The 19488-nt window shown below is 70.8% G+C and carries 22 protein-coding genes; 10 read left to right on the top strand and 12 right to left on the bottom strand.

What is annotated here, in order from left to right:
- Window positions 1-107: 107 nt before the first annotated feature.
- A complete protein-coding gene (locus EIW28_RS16405; protein WP_125248772.1) occupies window positions 108-581 on the top strand; it encodes a DUF1579 family protein in 474 nt (157 codons plus the stop codon).
- Between the two features lie 59 nt (window positions 582-640).
- Window positions 641-1240 (top strand): dihydrofolate reductase family protein, encoded by a 600-nt coding sequence (locus tag EIW28_RS16410; RefSeq protein ID WP_125248773.1) that lies wholly within the window; start codon window positions 641-643, stop codon window positions 1238-1240.
- Between the two features lie 312 nt (window positions 1241-1552).
- On the opposite strand, the gene EIW28_RS25440 is transcribed toward EIW28_RS16410, so the two are convergent.
- The 7 genes from EIW28_RS25440 to EIW28_RS16445 form a co-directional block, all read right to left on the bottom strand.
- Entirely contained in the window at window positions 1553-3238 is a 1686-nt protein-coding gene (locus tag EIW28_RS25440) for a CBM35 domain-containing protein (RefSeq protein ID WP_125248774.1), read from the bottom strand.
- Between the two features lie 142 nt (window positions 3239-3380).
- Window positions 3381-5045 carry an ABC transporter substrate-binding protein gene (locus tag EIW28_RS16420; protein ID WP_125248775.1) on the bottom strand — a complete coding sequence of 555 codons (1665 nt, stop codon included), beginning with the start codon at window positions 5043-5045 and terminating at the stop codon, window positions 3381-3383.
- A 60-nt stretch (window positions 5046-5105) separates the two neighbouring features.
- Window positions 5106-5975 carry a carbohydrate ABC transporter permease gene (locus EIW28_RS16425; protein WP_408612225.1) on the bottom strand — a complete coding sequence of 290 codons (870 nt, stop codon included), beginning with the start codon at window positions 5973-5975 and terminating at the stop codon, window positions 5106-5108.
- Between the two features lie 56 nt (window positions 5976-6031).
- The gene (locus EIW28_RS16430) at window positions 6032-7048 is read right to left on the bottom strand and encodes an ABC transporter permease (protein WP_125248777.1); all 1017 of its coding nucleotides are present in this window, start codon (window positions 7046-7048) and stop codon (window positions 6032-6034) included.
- A 42-nt stretch (window positions 7049-7090) separates the two neighbouring features.
- Window positions 7091-8152, bottom strand: a complete 1062-nt coding sequence (locus EIW28_RS16435) for a Gfo/Idh/MocA family protein (RefSeq protein ID WP_125248778.1) — start codon at window positions 8150-8152, stop codon at window positions 7091-7093.
- A gap of 13 nt (window positions 8153-8165) precedes the next feature.
- A complete protein-coding gene (locus tag EIW28_RS16440; protein WP_125248779.1) occupies window positions 8166-8879 on the bottom strand; it encodes a cupin domain-containing protein in 714 nt (237 codons plus the stop codon).
- Window positions 8876-10006, bottom strand: coding sequence for a Gfo/Idh/MocA family protein (locus EIW28_RS16445; RefSeq protein ID WP_125248780.1), 1131 nt, complete (start codon window positions 10004-10006; stop codon window positions 8876-8878). Before EIW28_RS16445 ends, EIW28_RS16440 begins: the two co-directional genes overlap by 4 nt.
- 114 nt (window positions 10007-10120) lie before the next feature.
- On the opposite strand from EIW28_RS16445, the gene EIW28_RS16450 reads away from it, so the two are divergent.
- Window positions 10121-11098, top strand: coding sequence for a LacI family DNA-binding transcriptional regulator (locus EIW28_RS16450; RefSeq protein ID WP_125248781.1), 978 nt, complete (start codon window positions 10121-10123; stop codon window positions 11096-11098).
- A gap of 72 nt (window positions 11099-11170) precedes the next feature.
- Here the strand turns inward: EIW28_RS16450 and EIW28_RS16455 are convergent, their stop codons facing one another.
- Window positions 11171-12007 (bottom strand): Vgb family protein, encoded by an 837-nt coding sequence (locus tag EIW28_RS16455; protein ID WP_125248782.1) that lies wholly within the window; start codon window positions 12005-12007, stop codon window positions 11171-11173.
- A 205-nt stretch (window positions 12008-12212) separates the two neighbouring features.
- Between EIW28_RS16455 and EIW28_RS16460 the strand changes: the two genes are divergently transcribed.
- Window positions 12213-12800 (top strand): TetR/AcrR family transcriptional regulator, encoded by a 588-nt coding sequence (locus tag EIW28_RS16460; RefSeq protein ID WP_125248783.1) that lies wholly within the window; start codon window positions 12213-12215, stop codon window positions 12798-12800.
- A gap of 148 nt (window positions 12801-12948) precedes the next feature.
- Here the strand turns inward: EIW28_RS16460 and EIW28_RS16465 are convergent, their stop codons facing one another.
- The 4 genes from EIW28_RS16465 to EIW28_RS16480 form a co-directional block, all read right to left on the bottom strand.
- Window positions 12949-13545, bottom strand: a complete 597-nt coding sequence (locus EIW28_RS16465) for a hypothetical protein (RefSeq protein WP_125248784.1) — start codon at window positions 13543-13545, stop codon at window positions 12949-12951.
- A gap of 201 nt (window positions 13546-13746) precedes the next feature.
- Complete coding sequence (locus EIW28_RS16470; RefSeq protein ID WP_197717319.1) at window positions 13747-14154, bottom strand: low affinity iron permease family protein; 408 nt, start codon at window positions 14152-14154, stop codon at window positions 13747-13749.
- A gap of 102 nt (window positions 14155-14256) precedes the next feature.
- Window positions 14257-14604 (bottom strand): DUF202 domain-containing protein, encoded by a 348-nt coding sequence (locus tag EIW28_RS16475; RefSeq protein ID WP_125248785.1) that lies wholly within the window; start codon window positions 14602-14604, stop codon window positions 14257-14259.
- Window positions 14601-15074 carry a YidH family protein gene (locus EIW28_RS16480; protein WP_125248786.1) on the bottom strand — a complete coding sequence of 158 codons (474 nt, stop codon included), beginning with the start codon at window positions 15072-15074 and terminating at the stop codon, window positions 14601-14603. Before EIW28_RS16480 ends, EIW28_RS16475 begins: the two co-directional genes overlap by 4 nt.
- Window positions 15075-15318: 244 nt before the next feature.
- On the opposite strand from EIW28_RS16480, the gene EIW28_RS16485 reads away from it, so the two are divergent.
- The 6 genes from EIW28_RS16485 (at window position 15319) to EIW28_RS16510 (ending at window position 19429) form a co-directional block, all read left to right on the top strand.
- On the top strand, window positions 15319-15516 hold the full coding sequence (locus EIW28_RS16485; RefSeq protein ID WP_125248787.1) for a hypothetical protein: 198 nt from the start codon (window positions 15319-15321) through the stop codon (window positions 15514-15516).
- 205 nt (window positions 15517-15721) lie between these two features.
- Window positions 15722-16231, top strand: a complete 510-nt coding sequence (locus EIW28_RS16490) for a DUF2243 domain-containing protein (protein WP_125248788.1) — start codon at window positions 15722-15724, stop codon at window positions 16229-16231.
- Window positions 16228-17058, top strand: coding sequence for a cytochrome c oxidase assembly protein (locus EIW28_RS16495; protein WP_125248789.1), 831 nt, complete (start codon window positions 16228-16230; stop codon window positions 17056-17058). Before EIW28_RS16490 ends, EIW28_RS16495 begins: the two co-directional genes overlap by 4 nt.
- A 208-nt stretch (window positions 17059-17266) precedes the next feature.
- Window positions 17267-18076, top strand: a complete 810-nt coding sequence (locus EIW28_RS16500; RefSeq protein ID WP_197717320.1) for an alpha/beta fold hydrolase — start codon at window positions 17267-17269, stop codon at window positions 18074-18076.
- A 132-nt stretch (window positions 18077-18208) separates the two neighbouring features.
- Window positions 18209-18589, top strand: coding sequence for a type II toxin-antitoxin system PemK/MazF family toxin (locus EIW28_RS16505; RefSeq protein ID WP_125248790.1), 381 nt, complete (start codon window positions 18209-18211; stop codon window positions 18587-18589).
- A 39-nt stretch (window positions 18590-18628) separates the two neighbouring features.
- Window positions 18629-19429: a helix-turn-helix domain-containing protein gene (locus EIW28_RS16510; RefSeq protein WP_408612226.1), complete on the top strand. Its 801-nt coding sequence runs from the start codon at window positions 18629-18631 to the stop codon at window positions 19427-19429.
- Window positions 19430-19488 lie beyond the last annotated feature (59 nt).

Consider the following 19488-nt stretch of genomic DNA (forward strand, 5'->3'; position numbering starts at 1 on the left):
CACCCCGGCGGGCCGATCGCCGATATCGGCCACCTGGCCGATCTTCCGGGCCGCCGAACCGGCGAACATGGTCTTCAACAGCGAGAACACCGCACTGAGGAGTGGACATGAGTGACGAGCACCGGCCGATGCCGCTCGGCCCCGACCCCGCGCTGGCGGTCCTGGACCGGTTCGTGGGCGAGTGGGTCATGGAGGGGAGCATGCTCGGCTCCGACGAGACGACCATCAAGGGCCGCGCCTCCTACCGCTGGCTGCCCGGCGGTTTCTTCCTCGAGCAGCATGTGGAGCTGGACTTCGGCGGGATGGTGCGCGTCGACAGCCTCGAACTGGTCGGCTACGACCCTGAGTCGAAGACGTTCCCCTCGCGGGTGTACTCGAACATGTCCCCTCAGGACCTGCCCTACACCTGGTCGATCGAGGGGGACGACGTGACGATCACGGTCGCCCACGGCCCGCTCGACGCCACCTTCCACGGCCGCTTCAGCGACGGCGGCGACACCTTCGCCGGCGGCTGGCGCCCCAATCCCGGCGCCGACGAGGACGTCAACTTCCCGTACAACGTGAGCGGACACCGGGTCTGACCCGGCCGGTCCCGAACCACGACTGCACGACACCAATGTGAACCGGAGTATCCAAGAATATGTCTGACGCCAACGGCCGCAAGGTCATCGCGAACATCTGCATCTCCCTCGACGGCCGCTACCACGGCCCCGGCGGGCCCGCCGACTTCGGCACCTTCATTCCCTACGCCACCTCCGACACGGCGCGCGACCACATGGCCCGCATGATCGAGCACGCCACAACCGCCGTGCTGGGCCGCGTCAACGCCGAAGGCTTCCTGGGTTTCTGGCCCTCGGTCGCCGGGAGCGAAGAGGCCGACCCGCGCGACCGCGCCTACGCCGAGTGGCTCGTGAACGTCGAGAAGGTCGTCCTGTCGACCACGCTCGCCGAGTCGCCCTGGGAGCGGACCGTGATCGCGAACGCGCCCACCGCGGAGGTCGTCGCCGGCCTGAAAGCGACCGGCAGCGGCGACATCCTCGCCAACACCAGCCCCACGGTCATCAAAGCGCTGCTCGAAGCCGACCTGGTCGACCGTCTCTACCTCGTGGTGATCCCCGAGATCGTCGGCGGCGGCGAGCGCCTCTTCGAGGACGGCCTTCCCGCCACGACCTGGGCCCTCACCGAGCAGCGCACCGGCAAGCTCGGCGAGATGGCCCTGATCTACGACCGGTCCAGGTAGCCCGAGGCGACGCGGGGCTGCCGTCCACTGGACGGCGGCCCCGCTCGTGATGCCGGCCGCCGGCACTCGTCTCGAGTTCACGATCGTGCGCGCCGGCGTCGGGCGCTGCTCGGGTGCGCCCCAGCCGCTCCCGGTGTCGAACTGCGGCTGAGCGAGCGGATCGAGGACCTCCTCACCCGGCGCGAGATGTTGCACCGACTCGCCCACGGAACCTGCCGGTACCGCCGCAGCACCGACACGGGCGCGAGACGGTCTTGCTCAGGGGCCCCGCCGCGCAGTGCGGCGGGGCGACCGCTCACCGCTGTGATGCCGTCATGCCGGCACGACGAAGGTCGTCACGCTCTGGGGCGGGAGCGATGCGGTGAAGCCGTTGCCCCGCCCTGAGACGGCGGGCTGTTCGGCGAGGTTTCGCGTGGCGTCGGTGAGCCACTGCCGTGCTTTGCGGACCACGCGGCCCTTCACGGCGAACGACTGGCTCGCCGATGCGGTGGTCGTGTTCACGGCGACGATGACGACCGTGCCGTCGTCGCCGGCGTAAGCGGAGGTGAGGACGCCGGTCTGCGGTTCCTTCTGCGCTTCGACGCGGTGGTGGCCGGGGCGCACGAACTTCGAGAAGTGCGCGAGCATGCAGCCGCGCTTGCTGATCGTGCCGTCTTCGAGGAGGGGCCCGTAGAAGCGGCGGATGTACCACCAGACGTAGGCCTGGAACTGGGCGTCGGCCATCGCATGGTGCACGTGCTCGGCGACGGTGAGGGCTTCGGGCCAGAGGTTCGCCGAGCTGGAGCTGTTGGGGTGGTAGACCTCCGTCATCCACAGTTCCTTGTCCGCGCCGTTCTCCTCGAAGAGCGGATACGGGAAGTCCTGGAGCTGCGTGCCGTAGAGGTGCGCGCCGAGGATGTCGAGGTTGGCGAGCGCCGCGGGGTGTTCGAGGATCGGGTCCGAGACGCGCTTGACGTACTGGAAGGACTCCGGTGCGATGACGCGGCAGTCGATCCCGGCGGCGAACTCGCTGAGGAAGCGGTTCATCTCGTCGGTGGTCCACCAGGTCCACTCGTGCGCGTAGTCGGGCTCGTTCTGGACCGAGATCGCGTACAGCTCGACGCCGTTGTCGCGCATGTGGTGCACGAAGCCGTTCAGGTGGTCCGCGTAGGCGCCGTACGCGTCGTGGCGCAGGCGGCGGGCCTCGCGGGGCGGGGTGTACGGCGCGGCCATGAGGTAGTCGAGGTCCGGCCCGCCCCCGCCGGTCGCGACGACCTTCACCGGCCATTGGCCGGGGGTCATCTGCGCCTGGACCGACGTCCAGTCCCAGGCGCCGGGTTCGGTGCGGGGGAAGCGGACGCCTTCGGCGACCGCGACGCCCGCGACGTGGATGTCGGCCTGGACGTCTCCGGCGGGCGCCGCGTATCTGAACGCGAGGTTCTTGGTGCCGGCCGAGCCGATGACGACGTTGTCGAACTGGACGCTCGCGTCAGCGGCGTCGCCGAAGCGCACGTACCCTTCGCCCTGGTAGCCGGGGTTGTCGGTGGCGATGTGCGCGTTCACGAGAGTGGCGTCCTCGGCCTCGTACTGGCTGCCGTGGGGCACTTCGTCTCGCACGAACAGCTCGACGAGGTCGGCCGGCGGGTTCCACGGGGAGGCGAAGACGAGCGCGCCCTTGGCGGCCGCGGCTTGCGCGGTGGCGAGGTCGGCGGACCAGTCGGCGGTGTCCTCGGGCACGGGGACGCGCAGGATCGTGAAGCCGAGGTCGTCGGGGCCGTTGTCGAAGGCGGTGTCGCATTGGGACGGGGTGAGTTCGCCGATCCAGCGCGCGTGGGTCATGCCGCCGAACCCGCGGATGGCCTGGTGGCGCCGCGCGGGCTCGACGACGACGGCCCGCGGTCGGCTCGGGTCGGCCTGTGCGGGCGCTGCGCTCAGTCCGAGCGCCAGCGGCACGGCCGCGGCGCCGCCGGCCAGGACGGCGCGGCGGTTGAGCGGGGATCCGGAGGGCGGCGTTGCCATGGGTGTCTCGCTTTCTGTGGGGTCCCTGCCCGGGGGGTTGCGGGCAGGGTCGTTCGCGGATCGTGCGTCGCGTCGCGTCGCATCGTGTCGTGGGTGGCTGGTGGTCGGGTCGGCGGCGCGGGGGCGGCCGACCCGACCCGTCCTAGTCGGACTCGTTCCGGGCGCGGTCGAGCGCGGCGTTGACGGTCTCGAGGAGCTGGCTCGCGCCGAGGCTCTCGACCTCGGTGACGTAGGCGTCCCAGTCGCCGTCGATGGATCGCTGGCCGGTGATGAATCCCGCCGTGGCGGCTTGGACGGCGTCGGTGAGCTGGGTCTGGAGCAGCGAGGTCTGCTCGAGCTCGATCTCGTCCAGGAGCGGCGCGGGCGGGGTCGGGACCTGCTCCTTCCCGTCGAGCTGGCGCGCGGTCCAGTCGGCGATCTCGTCGGTCATCATGGAGAAGATGAGGTCCCTCGATGAGCCGTTGGCGAGCAGGAAGACGCCGTTGCTGTAGCCGTAGTCGGCGTTCAGGAGTTTCGGCGCGCCGGCGTTGATCGAGCTCCACGCGATGTCCTCGTTGAGGACGCGGGTGCCGTCGGCGTCGCGGGTGAACGTCTCGCCTTCGACGCCCCACTGGGCGAACTCCAGGCCCTCGTCGGAGTAGTACAGCCAGTCGACGAACTGGAGGAGCGCCTTGAAGTAGGGCTGCTCGGCCGCCTTGCTGCTGATCAGGAGGCCGGAGGTGAAGCGTCCGCTGGGGAGTTTCGAGCCGGCGGGCCCGCCGGGGATCGAGATGAGCCGGATGGGGACGTCGCCGAAGCCGGCGTCGGCGAACTTGGTCCGGTACTCGGCAAGCGTCTGGGTGTTGCCGGAGATGGTCGCGGAGCGGCCCGAGATGAACTTCTGGACGGCCTGGTCGTCGCTCTGGGTCACCTCGGGGTCGAGCAGGCCGGCTTCGACGAGTCCCGCGGCGAAGGAGACGACTTCCTTGTACTCCTCGGTGGTGCCGGTGAACACGTACTCGCCGGCGTCCTCGTCGTAGAAGGTGTTGGCGTACCCCCATCCGGCGATGGTGTCGTAGTTCGTGGCCATCACGCTGAGGAGCGAGCCGAGGGTGGTGGCGTCGGTCCAGCGGTCCGACATCGGGTAGTCGATCTCGGGGTTGGCGTCCTTGACCTTCTGGAGCTGCTCCCGGAACTCCTCCCAGGTGGCGGGGTCCTCGGTGACGCCGGCCCGCTCCCAGAGGTCTTCGCGGATCACGACGGAGTACTGCACGTCGGGCGCTTCGCGGAGGCCGGGGAGGTGGTAGATCCGGCCGTCGGCCTGGCGCTTGGTCTCGAGGTCGGCTTCGAGCCCCCAGTCCTTGATCTTCTGCTGGAAGTTCGGCAGGTAGTCGAAGTAGCTGGAGACCGCGAGGATCGCCCCGCCGGAGATGAACTGGGTCTCGCTGCCCCCGTAGGTGGCGGAGATGAGGTCGGGCGCTTCACCGCTGCCGATGAGCAGGGACCGCTTCTGGTCGAAGTCGGCCATGGGGATGTCGGTGCGCTGGAAGGTGACGTTGTGGTCCTCGTCGAGGTGGTGGAAGACCGACCAGTCGTCCTGCACCGGGTAGTTGGGGTGGTCGCGGTACATGAGCGAGAACTGGACCGGCTCGGTCGCCTTGAAGGTGACGCCGACGCCGTAGTCGTCCATGGCGCCGACGGAGTGCGCGTCGTCGATGGTGACGTCGCCGGCGGTGTCGTCGCTCGGGCCGTCGGAGCAGCCGGACAGTGCGACATCGCATGCGGCGATGCCGGCGAGCGCGCCGAGGGCTCTGCGGGTGATGGGCATGGTGGTTCTCCTGTCGAGGGATGGCCGTCGTTGGACGGGGATTCGATCGGTGCGGGGTGTTCAGCCTTTGACCGACCCGAGCATGACGCCCGAGACGAAGTAGCGCTGGATGAACGGGTAGAGGCAGATGATCGGCAGGACGGTGAGCAGCATCGTCACCGCCTGGATGTTGGAGGCGACCTGGGCGGCTTCGCCGCCGTCGGTGATCTCCTGCGTGCCGGTCGCCGCGGCGATCAGGTTGCGCAGGTAGACGGTCACCGGGAAGAGCGACTTGTCGTCCATGTAGAGGAAGGCGCTGAACCACGAGTTCCAGTGCCCGACGGCGTAGAACAGCGTCATGGTGGCGAGGACCGCCTTGGACAGGGGCAGGACGATGCGGAAGAAGATGCCGTACGTCGTGAGTCCGTCGATCGCGGCCGCCTCTTCGAGCTCGGTCGGGAAGTTCTCGAAGAACGACTTCATCACCAGCAGGTTGAAGACGCTCAGCGCGCCGGGCACGACGACGGCCAGGATGCTGTTGCGCCAGCCGAGGTAGCTGGCGATGAGGATGTAGTTGGGGATGAGGCCGCCGCTGAAGAACATCGTGAACACGGCGATGCCGACGAAGAAGGTGCGGCCCTTGAGGTGCGGTTTGCTGAGCGCATACGCGTACGTCGAGGTGATCGCCATGGCGATGGCGGTGCCGACGATGGTGTACAGGACGGTGTTCGCGTAGTTGGTCCAGAACAGCTCGTCGGCGAACACGACCTGGAAGGTGTCGAAGTTGAAGCCGCGCGGGACGAGGTTCACCTCGCCGGCCGCGATGTGGCCCTCGGAGGAGAACGCCTTCGCGACGAGGTTCACGAACGGGTAGAGCGTCACGGCGCACACGAGCAGCAGCACGGTCACGTTGACGACGCGGAACACGCGGTAGCCGAGTGATTCGCGGATGACGCCGGTCTCGCGGCGGACGTGGGCGAGGTCCGGCTTCCTGGAGAGGTCTTCGGTCACCACAGCGAGGTTCCAACCATTCGACGGGACAGGGTGTTCGCGAACAGCACGAGCGCGAGGCCGATGGCGGCCTCGAAGAGCCCGATCGCGGTGCCGTAGGAGAACTGGGCGGACTGGATGCCGACGCGGTACAGGTAGGTCGCGATGACATCGCCGGTAGAGTAGACGAGGGGGTTCTGGAGCAGCAGGACCTTCTCGAAGCCCACGGCCATGAACGAGCCGATGTTGAGGATCAGGAGCACCATCATCATCGGGCGGATGCCGGGCAGCGTGATGTGCCACGTCTGCTTCCAGCGGTTGGCGCCGTCGACGCGCGCCGCTTCGTAGAGCTGGTCGTCGATCGTGGTGAGCGCCGCGAGGTACAGGATGGTCCCCCAGCCGACGGTCTGCCAGACCTCTGAGGACACGTAGATCGGGCGGAACCACTCCGGCCGCTGCATGAACGGCACCGGATCGGCGCCGAGTGCGGTGGCGATCTGGTTCACCGTGCCGTTCAGCGAGGTCAGCTGGAGCACGAGGCCGACGACGATCACGATCGACATGAAGTGCGGCAGGTACGAGATCGTCTGCACGATCCGCTTGAAGCGGCGCGACCGCACCTCGTTGAGCATGAGGGCCAAGACGATCGGCAGCGGGAAGGTGACCAGGAGCGTCAGGGCGCCGAGGATCACCGTGTTCCAGAAGACGTTCCAGAACTGCTGGTTGGTGATGAAGGCTTCGAAGTAGTAGAAGCCGACCCACTCGTCGCCGAAGATCGATCCGCCGGGGCGGAACCTCCGGAACGCGATGACGTTCCCGAGCATCGGGATGTACTTGAACACCAGGAGGAACAGGACCGGCACGATCAGGAACGTGTACAGCCGCCAGTCGCGGGCGATCGCGCGGCGCCAGGTGACGGTCGCGCGCCGGGACGGTCTGCTACGGCGTCGGCGCCCGGCCGCGGCCGTCCGCGCCGCGCTCGCGGCTCGCGCGTGGTCTTCGGAGGTGAGCTGGGTTGCAGCGGGTTGGGTCATTCGGGGCTCCACATCGTTGTGGTCTTCTGCGCTCGTCGCCGGCTACGGGGCGAGGACGACGGCGTCGGCCTGCGCTCGCAGGCTGAGTTCGGCGGCTTTCAGCGCGTGCGCTTGGGTCATCGCGGTCTCGGTGCGGTCGATGCAGTCGCGGATGAGGCGTCCGAAGTAGGGGAACCCGGTCATGCCGTTGGCGTTGAACCGGTACTGGCCCTCGTGGTTGACCAGGAGGACCTGTCCCCCGCCGTTGTCGGTGCCGATGTCGACGTACTTGCGCAGTTCGATGTAGCCGTCGGTGCCCAGCAGGAGGGTCCGCCCGTCGCCGAAGACGCCCAGGCCCTCGGGGGTGAACCAGTCCACGCGCACGTAGCCGGTGGCGCCGTTGTCGAGCACGACGTGGGCGTCGCCGAAGTCCTGGAGGCCGGGGGTGTCGGGGTGGGAGTAGTTCGCGACCGTCGAGGTGGACACGCGTCCGTCGGCGGCCCCGGTGTAGAAGAGCATCTGCTCGAAGTTGTGGCTGCCGATGTCGCAGAGGATGCCGCCGTACTGCGCGGGATCGTAGAACCAGTCCGGTCGCCCGCCGCCGATGCGGTGCGGGCCGAAGCACACCACCTGCACGACGGTGCCGATCGCGCCCCGCTCGATGAGCTGGCCGGCGAGGATCGCGGCCTCGGAGTGGATGCGTTCGCCGTAGTAGACCGCGTACTTGCGGCCCGTGCGCGCGGTCGCCTCGCGAACGGCCTTGAGCTGCTCGAAGGTGGTCAGCGGCGCCTTGTCGGCGAACGCGTCCTTGCCCGCCTCGATGGCGCGCAGGCCGATCGGGGCCCGGTCGGAGGGGATGGCCGCCGTGGCGACGAGGCGCACCTCGGGGTCGTCGAGCACGTCCTGCTCCGAGGCGGCGACGCGCGCGGTCGGGTAGCGCTCGGCGAACGCGGCGGCCCGGTCGGGGTCGGGGTCGAAGACCGCTGTCACGGTCGCGCCGGCGCCGATGAGGCCGTCGGTCATGCCGTAGATGTGGCCGTGGTCGAGGCCGACGGCCGCGAACGCGAACGCTCCGGGCTCGACGACCGGCTGCGGCAGGGGGTCGAAGGTGTACGGGTGATCCACTGTGGGGTGCTCCTTAATCGGTGACGTCGTAGGTGCGCAGGCGCCCGCACATGCCGTACTTGCGGGCGCCTTCGGAGGGGATCGCCTGGTGCACACGGGCATCGCTCAGGTGCGCGATGTCGCCTCGGGCGACCGCCCGGGTCAGTGCGAGTGACCGCTCGGCCTGCGCGAGGGGTCGCTCGCGCACGAGCCGGCCCCAGTCCTCGGCACGGGCCTGGACGAGCGCGCCGGCCGCGGCGTGGAAGTCCTTGAGCGGCCCGAGGTCGCCGGAGCGGACCGCGTCGCGCAGGCGCCCGAAGCCGGTCACGGCCAGGTCGCGGCGCGCTTCCACGCGCTCGCTGCGGCCGTACGAGTCGCCGATCGAGGCCGCTTCGTCGTACGCGGCGGGGTCGGCGAGGATCTCGGCGGGGAACGTCATGACCGCGTCGCCGGCCTCGGGCAGGCCGGCGTTGCTCATCAGCACGATGATCTTCAGCCCTCCCCGGTTCACGGCGCGGTGGATCGTGCCCGGGGTGAACCACACGACCGAGCCCGCTTCGAGGTCGGTCTCGTGGAAGCCCTCGCCGTCGATCGCCTGGAGCGTTCCCCGGCCCTCGACGACGAGGTACGCCTCGGTGGAGACCAGGTGCATGTGGGGGCTGCCGCCGCAGACGCCGTCGGGCGCGGCGCTGCCGTAGACGTCGAGGTGCGACAGCGACGTGCCGCCGGGGAACGAGGAGATGGTCACGAGGCCGCCTCGGCGAGCGATCGCTGCTTCTCGTGGAAGTGCGGTGCGTGCTCCACGAGCCGGCCGGCCCGGTAGTAGGGGTCGTCCGCCCGCAGCGGGAGCTGGACGAACGTCCGCTCGATGCCCGACTTGTAGATCGCGGTGACGACCTCGACCGCGTTCCGGCCGTCCCGGCCGTCGGCGATGGGCGCGCGTCCCTCGCGGATCGCGGACAGGAGGTCGCCGATCTGCCCCGCGTGGCCGCGGTGGCGCAGCGGCTCGCGCTGCGCGACCACCGCCTCGATGGCCGCCACCAGGTCCGGATCGCCGCCCCGCTCGGGGAAGCCGGCCTCATTGGACCGCTCGGCGACGACCTTCCACGGCTGGGAGACCCGGGCCTTCTCGCCTTGGACGACGATCTCCTGCTCCTCGCCGTGGTGCACGACCGAGCTCGTCAGCTGAGCGAGGCCCTGCTCGAACCGGAACACCGCGACGGAGAGGTCCTCGACCTCGCTGTTGCCGTGCTGGGCGTTCGCGAGCATCGCGGTGATCTCGGTCGGGCGTCCCAGCATCCACAGCAGCAGGTCGATGTGGTGGATGGCGTGGTTGAGCGTGCAGCCGCCGCCTTCCTTCTCCCACGTGCCGCGCCACCACAGGTCGTAGTACGGCAGGCCCCGCCACCAGGCCGAGTCCACCCGGACGTGGGACACCGAGCCGAGCAGGCCCGAGTCGAGGACGTCCTTGAGCGTGGCGAGGTCGTCGCGGAAGCGGTTCTGCGCCACCACCGAGAGCAGCCTCCCGGAGCGCTCCTGCGCCGCGAGCATCGCGTCGCATTCCTCCAGCGACGGCGCCATCGGCTTCTCCACCAGGACGTTCACGCCCGCGTCCAGTGCCGCCACGGCCAGCGCGGCGTGGGTGGACGGCGGCGTCGCGATGCTCACCAGGTCGAGGCGGGCCTCGGCAAGCATCCGCAGCGGGTCGTCGTACCCGGTCGCGTCTCCCAGCCCGAACGACGCGGCCTTCTCGGCCGCCTTGCCCGGCACGGCGTCGGCGAGCGCGACGATCTCGCATTCGTCGGGGAACGCGCGGTAGCCCTCGACGTGCGCCCCCGCGATGCCGCCGGTGCCGATGATTCCTACTCTGAGCATGGCTCCTCAAGTCAACTACTACGTATTACTAAGACGTAGTAGGTAGTATGAGCACGCCTCAGCCGCGGGGTCAAGGGCTTCGCGTGGATTTCTCAAGATGAAGGATGCAGGCACATGGAGAAACGGCCGACCAGCCACGACGTCGCTCGGCTCGCGGGGGTCTCGCAGACGACCGTCTCGCTGGTGTTCACCGGGCGCAACGGCATCTCGGCCGCGACTCGGGAGCGGGTCCTCCAAGCGGCCGCCGAGCTCAACTACCGCCCCAACCTCGCCGCCCGCTCCATGCGCACGCGCCGCACCGGGCGGCTGGCGGTCGTCATCCCGTTCGCGGGCCTCAATCTCGCGCCCATCCTCGAGGGAGCCGTGACCACCGCGCGCGAGGCCGGATACGCCGTCGAGGTCGTCAGCCTGTCCAACGAGGAGATCGACGCGCTCCTCGACTCCTCCGAATACGAAGGGGTCCTCTCCTTCTCCCCCATGCCGGCGCCGCGGGAGTCGGCCGAGGAGTCGACCACCGCGTTCCTCGCGCTCTCCGAGTTCGACCAGGAGATGCACGCCACGGGGGCGTTCAGCGACGCGCAGCCGATGGTGGAGATGATGGAGCGCCTCGTCGAGCTCGGCCACCGGCGGTTCCTGCACGTCGCCGGCTCCCCCACCTTCCCCTCGGCCGTCGCGCGCCGCGACCTCTACCTCGCCACCGTCGACCGGCTCGGGGTCGAGTCCGTGGGGGTCGTGGCGAACAGCTGGAGCGGGATCACCGCGAAGGAATGCGTGCTCGCGCTGCCCGACGACGTCATCCCGCTGGCGATCATCGCCGCGAACGACATCCTCGCCGCCGGCGCGATCCGCGGCTCGGTCGAGCGCGGATGGTCGGTCCCGGGAGACGTCAGCGTGACGGGCTGGGACGACGCGGCGCTCAGCGCCCACTTCATCCCGTCCTTGACGACCGTGTTCCAAGACCGCGTCCGCCTCGGCGCCTACTCGATGCGCCGGCTCATCGCCACCATCCGCGGCCAGGAGGCCCCCGAGCCGGAGACCGGCCTGCAAAAGGTCATCTGGCGCGAGTCGGTCGCCCCGCCGAGCACCCGCTGACGCGAACCGCCGCCGCGAAGGCGGGGAGTGCACCCCGCCTTCGCGGGTGCGTCCACTGCGGCCGGAGGACGGCTACACCGGGTGCCGGGTCAGGCGGCCGGACTCCATTGCGACCCAGATCGCCGCGTCCGGACCGACGGTGAGTCCGTGGGGTTCGGCGCCTTCGAGTTCGAACTCCTGGACCGCTCCATCGACGGTGATGCGGGCCAGCTTGCCGGCGCCCCACTCGGTGAGCCAGAGTGCGCCGTCCGGTCCCGCCGTGATCGCGTGCGGCCGTGCCCCGCGGTCGGGGAGGGGGAACTCGGTGATCGCGCCGGAGGTGTCGATGCGGCCGACCTGCCCCGCACCGATCTCCACGAACCACAGCGCGTCGTCAGGGCCCGCGCAGATGCCGACCGGTGCCGCCCCGGGCGTGGGGAGCGGGTACGTGGTCACCACGCCGCCGGTCGTGATGCGGCCGATCGCGTTGCCCTGGTTGAGGGTGAACCACAGCGCTCCGTCGGGGCCCGCCGTGATCGCCGAGGGCATCGCTCCCGAGTCCGGGAGCGCGTACGAGGACATCTGCCCTTCCGAAGTGATGCGTCCGATCAGGTCGTCCTGCAATCGGGTGAACCACATGGCCCCGTCGGGGCCTGCGGCGATGCCGTACGGCGACGTCGCCTCGAACGCGGTGACGTCGCCGTCGACGGCGATGCGCCCGATCCGGCCGCCGGCGAACTCGGTGAACCACAGGGCGCCGTCCGGGCCCGCGGTGATGACCGTGGGCTGGCCGTCGGCCGGTTCGAGGGAGAAGAACACCGGGTCCTCTCCGGGGACGGCGCGCCCGATGCGGCCTTGGTGGACGAGGGTGAACCAAAGCGCGCCGTCGGGGCCGCTGGTGACGCCGTACGGTGAACCGTCGATCAGCATGGAAGAGCAAGCTCCTTTCCATTGAAGCGGCGCCGCAGCGCCCGGTCGTGCGAGACCACCAGGAGGGTCCGCTGGAAGTCGCCGAGCGTCCGCCGGGTGGCCGAGACTCCTCGGAGGGTCGGCCGTACAGCCAGGACGACTCCAATCGCAACTAATGTAGCTTTAAGCTAGCACGAGGATCACCTTAACGCAACTGGAGTAGATTTTGGAGACACGCCCTGGTGGCCGCAGCGCCCGCGTCCGCGAAGCCGTGCGACAGGCCACGCTCATCGAACTGGCCGAGAACGGCTACAGCGGTTTGACCGTGGACGCTGTGGCGAGCCGCTCAGGCGTGCACAAGACCACCGTGTACCGGCGCTGGGGCAACGCGGAGGGCCTGATCGCCGACGCGCTCGAACTGGCGAGCAGCGAACCGTGGCCGCTGCCCGACACCGGCTCGCTGCAGGGCGACCTGCGGGGGATCGTCGAACTCGTGCGCAGCGGGTTCGCCGATCCCACCAGCGGGCCGATCGCCGCCGCGTTCGTGTCGGCCGCCGTGCAGAGCTCCGGTCCCGCGCAGGCGCTGCACGCGTTCTTCGCCTCCCGCCACGAGCAGGCGGCGCCGATCGTGGAACGGGCGATCGCGCGCGGCGAGATCCCGGCGGACACCGACGCGGCAGAGCTGATCAGGACGGCCGTCGGGCCGATCTACTACCGGTTGTTCATCACCCACGAGCCGGTCACCGTGCGCGACGCCGAACGCGCGGCCGACGCCGCGTTCGCCGCCGCCCGCGCGGGGGTCCTGCATCCGTAAGGAAACCGCGTCGACGCGGTCACCTGCCGATACGCCGCACGGCTGCGGCCAGAAGGGCTCCAGAGACCTTCAGGGCCACCCAGGGCTGCATAGACGGAACCCCAGACCGGGACTTCGTCCCCGGCCTGGGGTTGCACCCACGATCTGCTCAGGCGGCGGGGTGCCTGCTGCGCAGCCACCAGGCGATCTGGCCCAGCGCGCCCACGACGATCGCGCCGAGGAGGACGTTCACGAGCACCTCGTCGGCGAGGGTGAGCGCCGAGCTCTGGTACGCACCGGTCCTCAACGCCGGCACCTGGACGGTCACGGCGAAGGCAAGGCACGCGAGCGCGGCCGCGCCGTACGCGATCCGTCGCCCGGGCAGCGGCCAGGACGCCGCGACGAGCACCGCCGCGGCGGCGAGGAACGCGGCCGTGAAGCCCACCGGCGCCGTCTCGGCCGGATCGGACCCGAGGAGGAAGTACACGGCGGTGACCAGCAGCGAGAGCAGCATCGCGGCCAGGGCGCCCCCTTCGGCGAGGTACGTCGCCACCCGCGGGCGCGGCATTCGCCATGAGGCCCACAGGAGCCAGGGCGCGGGCAGGGCCAGGATCGCGATGCCGAGCGCGGTCTGGGCCGGGCCGGAGAGGTCGCCGTCCAAGGCGAGCCAGCCCATGAGCAGGAGAACCCATGCGACGGGGGCGAGGCCCCAGGCGATGGCGGGGACGTTGCCCCGTGTGGCGGTGGTCTGCGATGTGGTGTCCATGGAAGCAGTGTCGCAACCCTGGTCAAGCCCCCTGCCAGGGAATTCGGACACTATCTGGAGGGTTCCCACAACCACGCCCTCCCCGTGCCCGCATCCCCGCGGTATTTTTCTAGGTTTCCGACAAACGATGTGCCGGCCGTGCGCTCAAGGCCGGAGGCCCTGAGCGCCCGCGGTGGGCGCGGGCCGGGTCGCCGCGGGCGCTCAGGCGCTCTCGCGGTCCTCCAGCCCCACGGCCCGGCGCAGCTCGTCCTTCTGCTTGCGCAGGTCCTCGGAGTCCTCCCCGACGTGGTTCATCAGGTGCGACAGCGCGTCGGCCATGGCGTTGAGCTTGTGCTGCACGGCCTTCTCGTTGCGCGACTGCGTGTTCTGGAGGAGGGCGACCATCAGGAACGTGATGATGGTGGTCGGGGTGTTGATGATCAGCTGCCAGGTGTCGAAGTCGAAGAAGATGATCAGCGGCGCCCACAGCAGCACCAGCAGGACGCAGCACGAGAAGAACCACGCCCGCGAGGCGAAGTCCGCGACGTGCGAGGCCAAGTGGTCGAAGAACCCGACCTTGGCGCTGACGTCGGAGGGCATGACGGCCGAAGCCTCCGGATCACGATCCATTTCGGAGCTCATTCCCGAGTTATACCCGAAGGCGGCCCTCCCGAAGGACGCCGCACCGGCGTGCCATCGGGAACGACGCGGACGATCGGCCCGCCCGCTGTGTCAAGCCCCCGCGGCGATCACCCAGGCGGCGGCGACCAGGCCGAGCCCGGCGGTGAGGCAGCAGGTGGTCAGGAGCAGGCGCCCTCCCGGCGGCGCGGGCCTGCGGCTGCGGAGGTGGAGGGCGAGCCGGCGTTCGCGGCGGTGGGCCCAGTGCACCAGTGCCAGGCCGCCGAGCACCGCGAGCGCGGTCAGCTCGAGGGCGAGCCACGGCGCCTGGGAGGCGGTGGCGCGGGCGGCCAGGATCAGGCCGGCGCACAGCGCCAGCGCGGTGCGCCGCCACGCCAGAGCGGTGCGTTCAGGTTGCAGTCCCCGGTCCCAGTGGCTGCGGGGCGGCCCGGAAGCGCTCACAGGACAGGGCCGGCGGCCAGGCCCGCGGCGACGAGGACGGCCACCAGCGCCACCGCGACGGCGATCGGCAGCGCCAGGGACGGAGCGGGCAGCGGCTGCCCCGTGCGGATGGCCCGCTCGGTGCGCGTCCAGGTCCGCCACGCCTGTGCGGGCAGGGCGACGCCGACCGCGATCAGGATCAGCGCCGCGCTCAAGCGGATCGGGCCCGGCAGCGCCGTCGCCAGGGCCTGGAGTGCGATGCCTCCGGCGATGAAGGCCAGCGCGGTCCGGATCGACGCGAGGAAGGTGCGCTCGTTCGCCAGCGAGAAGCGCGGGTCGGGTTCCTCGCCGTGCTCGTACACGGACTTGGGGAACCGCCGGCCCGTGTGCGGCTTCTGCTCGGCGCCGGATCCTGGGCGCCGCTCGGGGTCGCGATCGTCGTGCGGCGTGCCCCGTCCGCCACCGGCTGTGGGGGTGTGCGCGGTCCTCACGTGCGGAACTCCAAAGGTCTGCAACCGTCGGTCTTGCGAGCGGCCTTCACGGCCGCGACTGCACCATAAGAAGCCGCCCGCACGACCGGAGAGGAGGAGCCCGAGAAGATGAACTGCATCGCCCCACCGCGCATTCGCGGAGGCGACCGGGGTGCACGGGGGTGGCACCGCACTCCTGGGCGGGTGCCGTCGCAGCCGCAGCCGCACCCCGTTTGCGCTGCGCCAAGAGGCCTACGATGGGCGCATGGCAAAACCCTCAATGAAGATCGAATTTGAGGTCTGGGTCAACGCGAAGGGCGAGATTCACCTGACGAGCAACGACGGCCGTCTGGCGAAGGGGATCAACATCCGAGCCAAGGAGGGCCTCGAATCCACCCGGGTCCTTCGCGAAGCCCTGGCGGAGCAGCTCCCGTCCGGCCACGGCAAGCACTCCAAGCCTTGAACCAGACCCCGAGACAGGGCTGGCGCCCCGGTTCCCGGACCGCTCCACCTCGCGGTGGTCGGCCATGATCAGCTCCACGATCCCCATCAAGCCCTGTCGGACCGGTCGCCGCGCCTGAGACGCCCGGCGACGCCGATCGTGCGGTACCCCGGCCCGGACTCGGTGCGAGGCGTTTGCCGCCGCCTTGCTGCGGTATCCGCCGGGCATGGACGACGACGGGGCGCCGCCGCGCGCCGAGCACGCGGCACCCGCCCGCGCCGAAGCGCGGGCGGGCCAGTCGCTCGCGGCGTGCGCGCTGATCGGCGCGGCCGCCATGGCCGGGGTCGACGAGATCGTCTTCCATCAGCTCCTCCGCTGGCACCACTTCTTCGACCGCTCGACCACCGCGGTCGGGCTGGTCTCGGACGGCCTCCTGCACACCGCGGAGCTGCTGGCCCTGGTCGCCGGGTTCACCTGGTTCGCGGACCTGCGCCGCCGCGGCGCCGTCGATCCCGCCCACGCCTGGGCCGGCCTGGTCCTCGGCCTGGGCGGCTTCCAGCTCTTCGACGGGATCGTCGACCACAAGCTGCTGCGCCTCCACCAGATCCGCTACGGCGTCGATCCTCTGCCGTACGACCTGGTCTGGAACGGCACCGCCCTCGTACTGCTCGCCGTCGGCGCTGCCCTAGCCGTCCGCGCCCGCCGCCGCATGCGCGCCGCCCGGTCCCGGTCGTGAGCGGTGCCGTGCTCCATCACCCGCCGCTGGGGCCGACCGTGCTGGTGGTGTCGGGCGCCGCGTTCGCGGCGATCCTGGTGTACCTGTGGGGAGCCGACCGGCTCCGGCGCCGCGGCGACGCCTGGCCGCTGGGGCGCGACCTCGCCTGGACCGCCGGCGCCGGGTCGATCGCCATCACCCTCCTCATGCCGCTGCCCGGCGGCCCGTTCACCGCGCACGCGGCCCAGCACCTGGTCCTGGGCATGGCCGCACCGCTCCTGCTCGTCCTCGCGCGGCCCCTCACCCTTGCATTCCGCGCGCTGGGGCCGGGCCGAACCCGCCGCGCCCTCCTCAGCTCCGTCCACTCCAGACCGATCGGGTGGCTCGCCTTCGCGCCGCTGGCGGCGCTCGCGGACCTGGGCGGCCTCTGGGTGCTCTACCGGACCCCGCTCTTCGCGGCCGTCCAGGACCGGCCGCTCGCCCATGCGGCGGTGCAGGCGCACGTGATCGGCGCGGGCGTCTGGTTCGCGTTCGCCCTCTGCCAACTCGACCCCGTCCGCCGCCGCTGGAGCCCGGCGTGGCGCGGCGGCACCCTCCTGGCCGCCGGGGCCGCGCACGCCGTCCTCGCCAAGAGCCTCGCCACGGCCCCGCCGCCGGGCACCGACTTCACCGGCGCCGACCTCCTCAGCGGGGCGCAGCTCATGTACTACGGCGGCGACCTCGCGGAAGCCGCCCTCGCCGCCGTCATCGCCCTCCAGTGGTACCAGGCCACCGGCCGGGCCCGAGCGCGACGTCACCGCCACGCCGCACTCGCCCGCGAACCTAGCCCGGCGCGAGCCGCGCCGTGACGGGGCGATCGGATCGACTCGCATCGCCCGTCCGGCATCGGACGCCTCGGACACGAACTGCCCGTGCGGGAGCCGAGGGCCGGTGACCACATCAGACGCTCGCCGCGCGTCGGTGTCGGGAACCGGCCTACGGACTCTGACGCGGCCGCCGGGGAGCGGGTGACATTCGTACAAGACGGAGGTCCGCCGAACCGTGCATCCTCGCTGCATGATCGAGTACGAAACCGCGCACCTGCACGGGATGCACGTGGTCCAGGCCGGCCCGCGGCTGGCGCCGCCGCTGCTGCTCCTCCACGGATCGGGGGCCGCGGGCGGCCTGTGGGGTCCGGTGGCCCGGGCGCTGGCCCGCCGCCATCGCGTCGTCCAGGTCGACCTCCCCGGCTGCGGCCAGTCCCCGCCCGCGCCGTCATACGAGGTGCCGGCGCAGGCCGGCAAGGTGGCGGCGATGCTCGACGACCTCGGTCTCGGCCCTGTCGCGGCGGTCGGGCACTCCAGCGGCGGCTATGTCGCCACCGCGCTCGCCGAACAGCGCCCCGACCTGGTGCGGTCGATCGCGCTGATCAGCACCGGCCCGAGCCTCGACGCGCTCCTGCCGCAGCCGCTCTTCCTCCGGGCGCTGCTCGCTCCGCCGTTCGGCCCGCTGCTCTGGTCACGGCGTTCGGACGCGATGATCCGCAAGGGGTTGAACGCGACCGCCGTCCGCCCGGTGGACCTCACCGACGAGATGGTCGCGGAGGTCAAGGCCATCTCCTACCGCGCGTTCCGCACGATCCTGCGCCGGAACACCGAGTACATCGCCGAGCGCTGCGTGCCTGAGCGACTGGCGGCCCTCGGGGTGCCGTTGCTGGTCATCTTCGGCGCCGCCGACCCCCGCTGGGAGCCCACGTCGGCGCACCGCTACGAGGCGGTGGCGACCGCACGGACCGAGATGCTCGACGGCGTCGGACATCTGCCCCTCCTCGAAGCACCGGAGGCCGTCAGCGAACTGCTGCTCGACTTCACCGCCGAGGATCGCTGACACGCCGGGCGAATGCCCGCACCGAGTACGCTGTGACCTTCGGCCACCGCGCGATCGTCGGTCTTCGCGCATCGATGAGCGACGGTGGCCGCGTTTTCACCGCGTCTCACGCGGGTCGTGGCAGGAGGGCAGATGCAGCACGGCGAAGTCTGGTGGGTCGAGTTCGATGAGCGGCGACCGGTCGTCCTGCTGCAAGGGGACGAGGCGTCCGGGTTCCGTGCGATGCAGGTCGTCGCTCCGGCGGGCGTCGACATGAACGGCCTGGGCGTCGAGGTGGCCGTGGGCGCCGCGGAAGGGCTGCCCTTCGCAGGCGTACTGCGGTTCGCGTTCCCGCGGCCGGACTCCATCCCGTGCACGTGGCTGACGACCGTGACCCGGGAGGACCTGGTCGAGCGGGCAGGCGCGCTGCCCTCCTCGAAACTCGGCGAGATCGAAGACGCCCTCCGTGCCGCCGGACAGCAGGAGGAGCGGCCCGCGACGGCGACCGATCGCGATCTGCGGCCAGGACACTAGACTGGTGAGGTGCTGCCTCAAGGGACGGTCGACTGGGCGATGGTGGACGTGGCGCTCCCGTCCCGGCCGCTTCGGCTGCCGGGGATCGACATGGTCGGGTTCGGCCACCGTTCGCCCGCGCCAGCCGAGATCGCCATGGTCACGCACCCGTCCGTCACGCTGCTCATCGATCTGAGCGAGGACGACCAGATCGCCTCCGACGCCCAGGGGCGGCGTGTTCGCGGCAGTGTCGTCGCGGGGCTCGTCCCCGGTGATCTCCGGGTGGCCGGCCAGGGGGTCCACGACTGCCTTCAGATCCGGCTCGATCCGGTCGCCGCCACCGCGCTGCTCGACGCCTCGGCTGAGCTCAGCGGGGCCGTCGTGTCCCTGGAGGAGGTCTGGGGCCGCGACGCGGGGCGGGTCGAAGACCGGTTGCGCGATGCCGCATCGTGGCACGAGCGGTTCGAGATCGCGGTGGACGTCCTCGGCCGCCGACTGGGCGCGCGTCCCTCCGTCGACCCGGAGGTCGCCTACGTCTGGGAGCAGACCCTCGCCGGCCGAGGGCGGGTTCGGGTCGACGACCTGGCCGCCGAGGTCGGATGGGGGCGCAAGCGCCTGTGGTCCCGCTTCCGGGCCCAACTCGGGATCACTCCCAAACGGGCCGCCCGACTGGTGCGGTTCGACCGCGCCGCCCACCTGCTCGCGTCCGGTCGCAGCGCCGGGAGCGTCGCGATTGCGAGCGGCTACGCCGACCAGTCGCACCTGCACCGCGAGGTGAAGACGTTCACGGGGCTCACGCCCACGGCGCTGGCCGCGGCACCGTGGCTGGCGATCGACGACGTCGCGTGGCCGACCCCTTGATCGTCGCCCAGTCCTGAGTGAGCGGAGTCCACTCAACTGCGTTCACCCCAGAAACATTG

Source organism: Glycomyces terrestris (assembly GCF_003933745.1).
Taxonomy (GTDB): Bacteria; Actinomycetota; Actinomycetes; order Mycobacteriales; family Micromonosporaceae; genus Glycomyces; species Glycomyces terrestris.

Bases quoted from the DNA above. Each gene is read 5' to 3' on its own strand.
- EIW28_RS16505 (WP_125248790.1), top strand. From the start codon at position 18,209: ATGCAGCACGGCGAAGTCTGGTGGGTCGAGTTCGATGAGCGGCGACCG.
- EIW28_RS16450 (WP_125248781.1), top strand. From the start codon at position 10,121: ATGGAGAAACGGCCGACCAGCCACGACGTCGCTCGGCTCGCGGGGGTC.
- EIW28_RS16410 (WP_125248773.1), top strand. From the start codon at position 641: ATGTCTGACGCCAACGGCCGCAAGGTCATCGCGAACATCTGCATCTCC.
- EIW28_RS25440 (WP_125248774.1), bottom strand. From the start codon at position 3,238: ATGGCAACGCCGCCCTCCGGATCCCCGCTCAACCGCCGCGCCGTCCTG.
- EIW28_RS16455 (WP_125248782.1), bottom strand. From the start codon at position 12,007: ATGCTGATCGACGGTTCACCGTACGGCGTCACCAGCGGCCCCGACGGC.
- EIW28_RS16510 (WP_408612226.1), top strand. From the start codon at position 18,629: ATGGTGGACGTGGCGCTCCCGTCCCGGCCGCTTCGGCTGCCGGGGATC.
- EIW28_RS16420 (WP_125248775.1), bottom strand. From the start codon at position 5,045: ATGCCCATCACCCGCAGAGCCCTCGGCGCGCTCGCCGGCATCGCCGCA.
- EIW28_RS16465 (WP_125248784.1), bottom strand. From the start codon at position 13,545: ATGGACACCACATCGCAGACCACCGCCACACGGGGCAACGTCCCCGCC.
- EIW28_RS16490 (WP_125248788.1), top strand. From the start codon at position 15,722: ATGGACGACGACGGGGCGCCGCCGCGCGCCGAGCACGCGGCACCCGCC.
- EIW28_RS16500 (WP_197717320.1), top strand. From the start codon at position 17,267: ATGATCGAGTACGAAACCGCGCACCTGCACGGGATGCACGTGGTCCAG.
- EIW28_RS16430 (WP_125248777.1), bottom strand. From the start codon at position 7,048: ATGACCCAACCCGCTGCAACCCAGCTCACCTCCGAAGACCACGCGCGA.
- EIW28_RS16485 (WP_125248787.1), top strand. From the start codon at position 15,319: ATGGCAAAACCCTCAATGAAGATCGAATTTGAGGTCTGGGTCAACGCG.
- EIW28_RS16470 (WP_197717319.1), bottom strand. From the start codon at position 14,154: ATGGATCGTGATCCGGAGGCTTCGGCCGTCATGCCCTCCGACGTCAGC.
- EIW28_RS16445 (WP_125248780.1), bottom strand. From the start codon at position 10,006: ATGCTCAGAGTAGGAATCATCGGCACCGGCGGCATCGCGGGGGCGCAC.
- EIW28_RS16405 (WP_125248772.1), top strand. From the start codon at position 108: ATGAGTGACGAGCACCGGCCGATGCCGCTCGGCCCCGACCCCGCGCTG.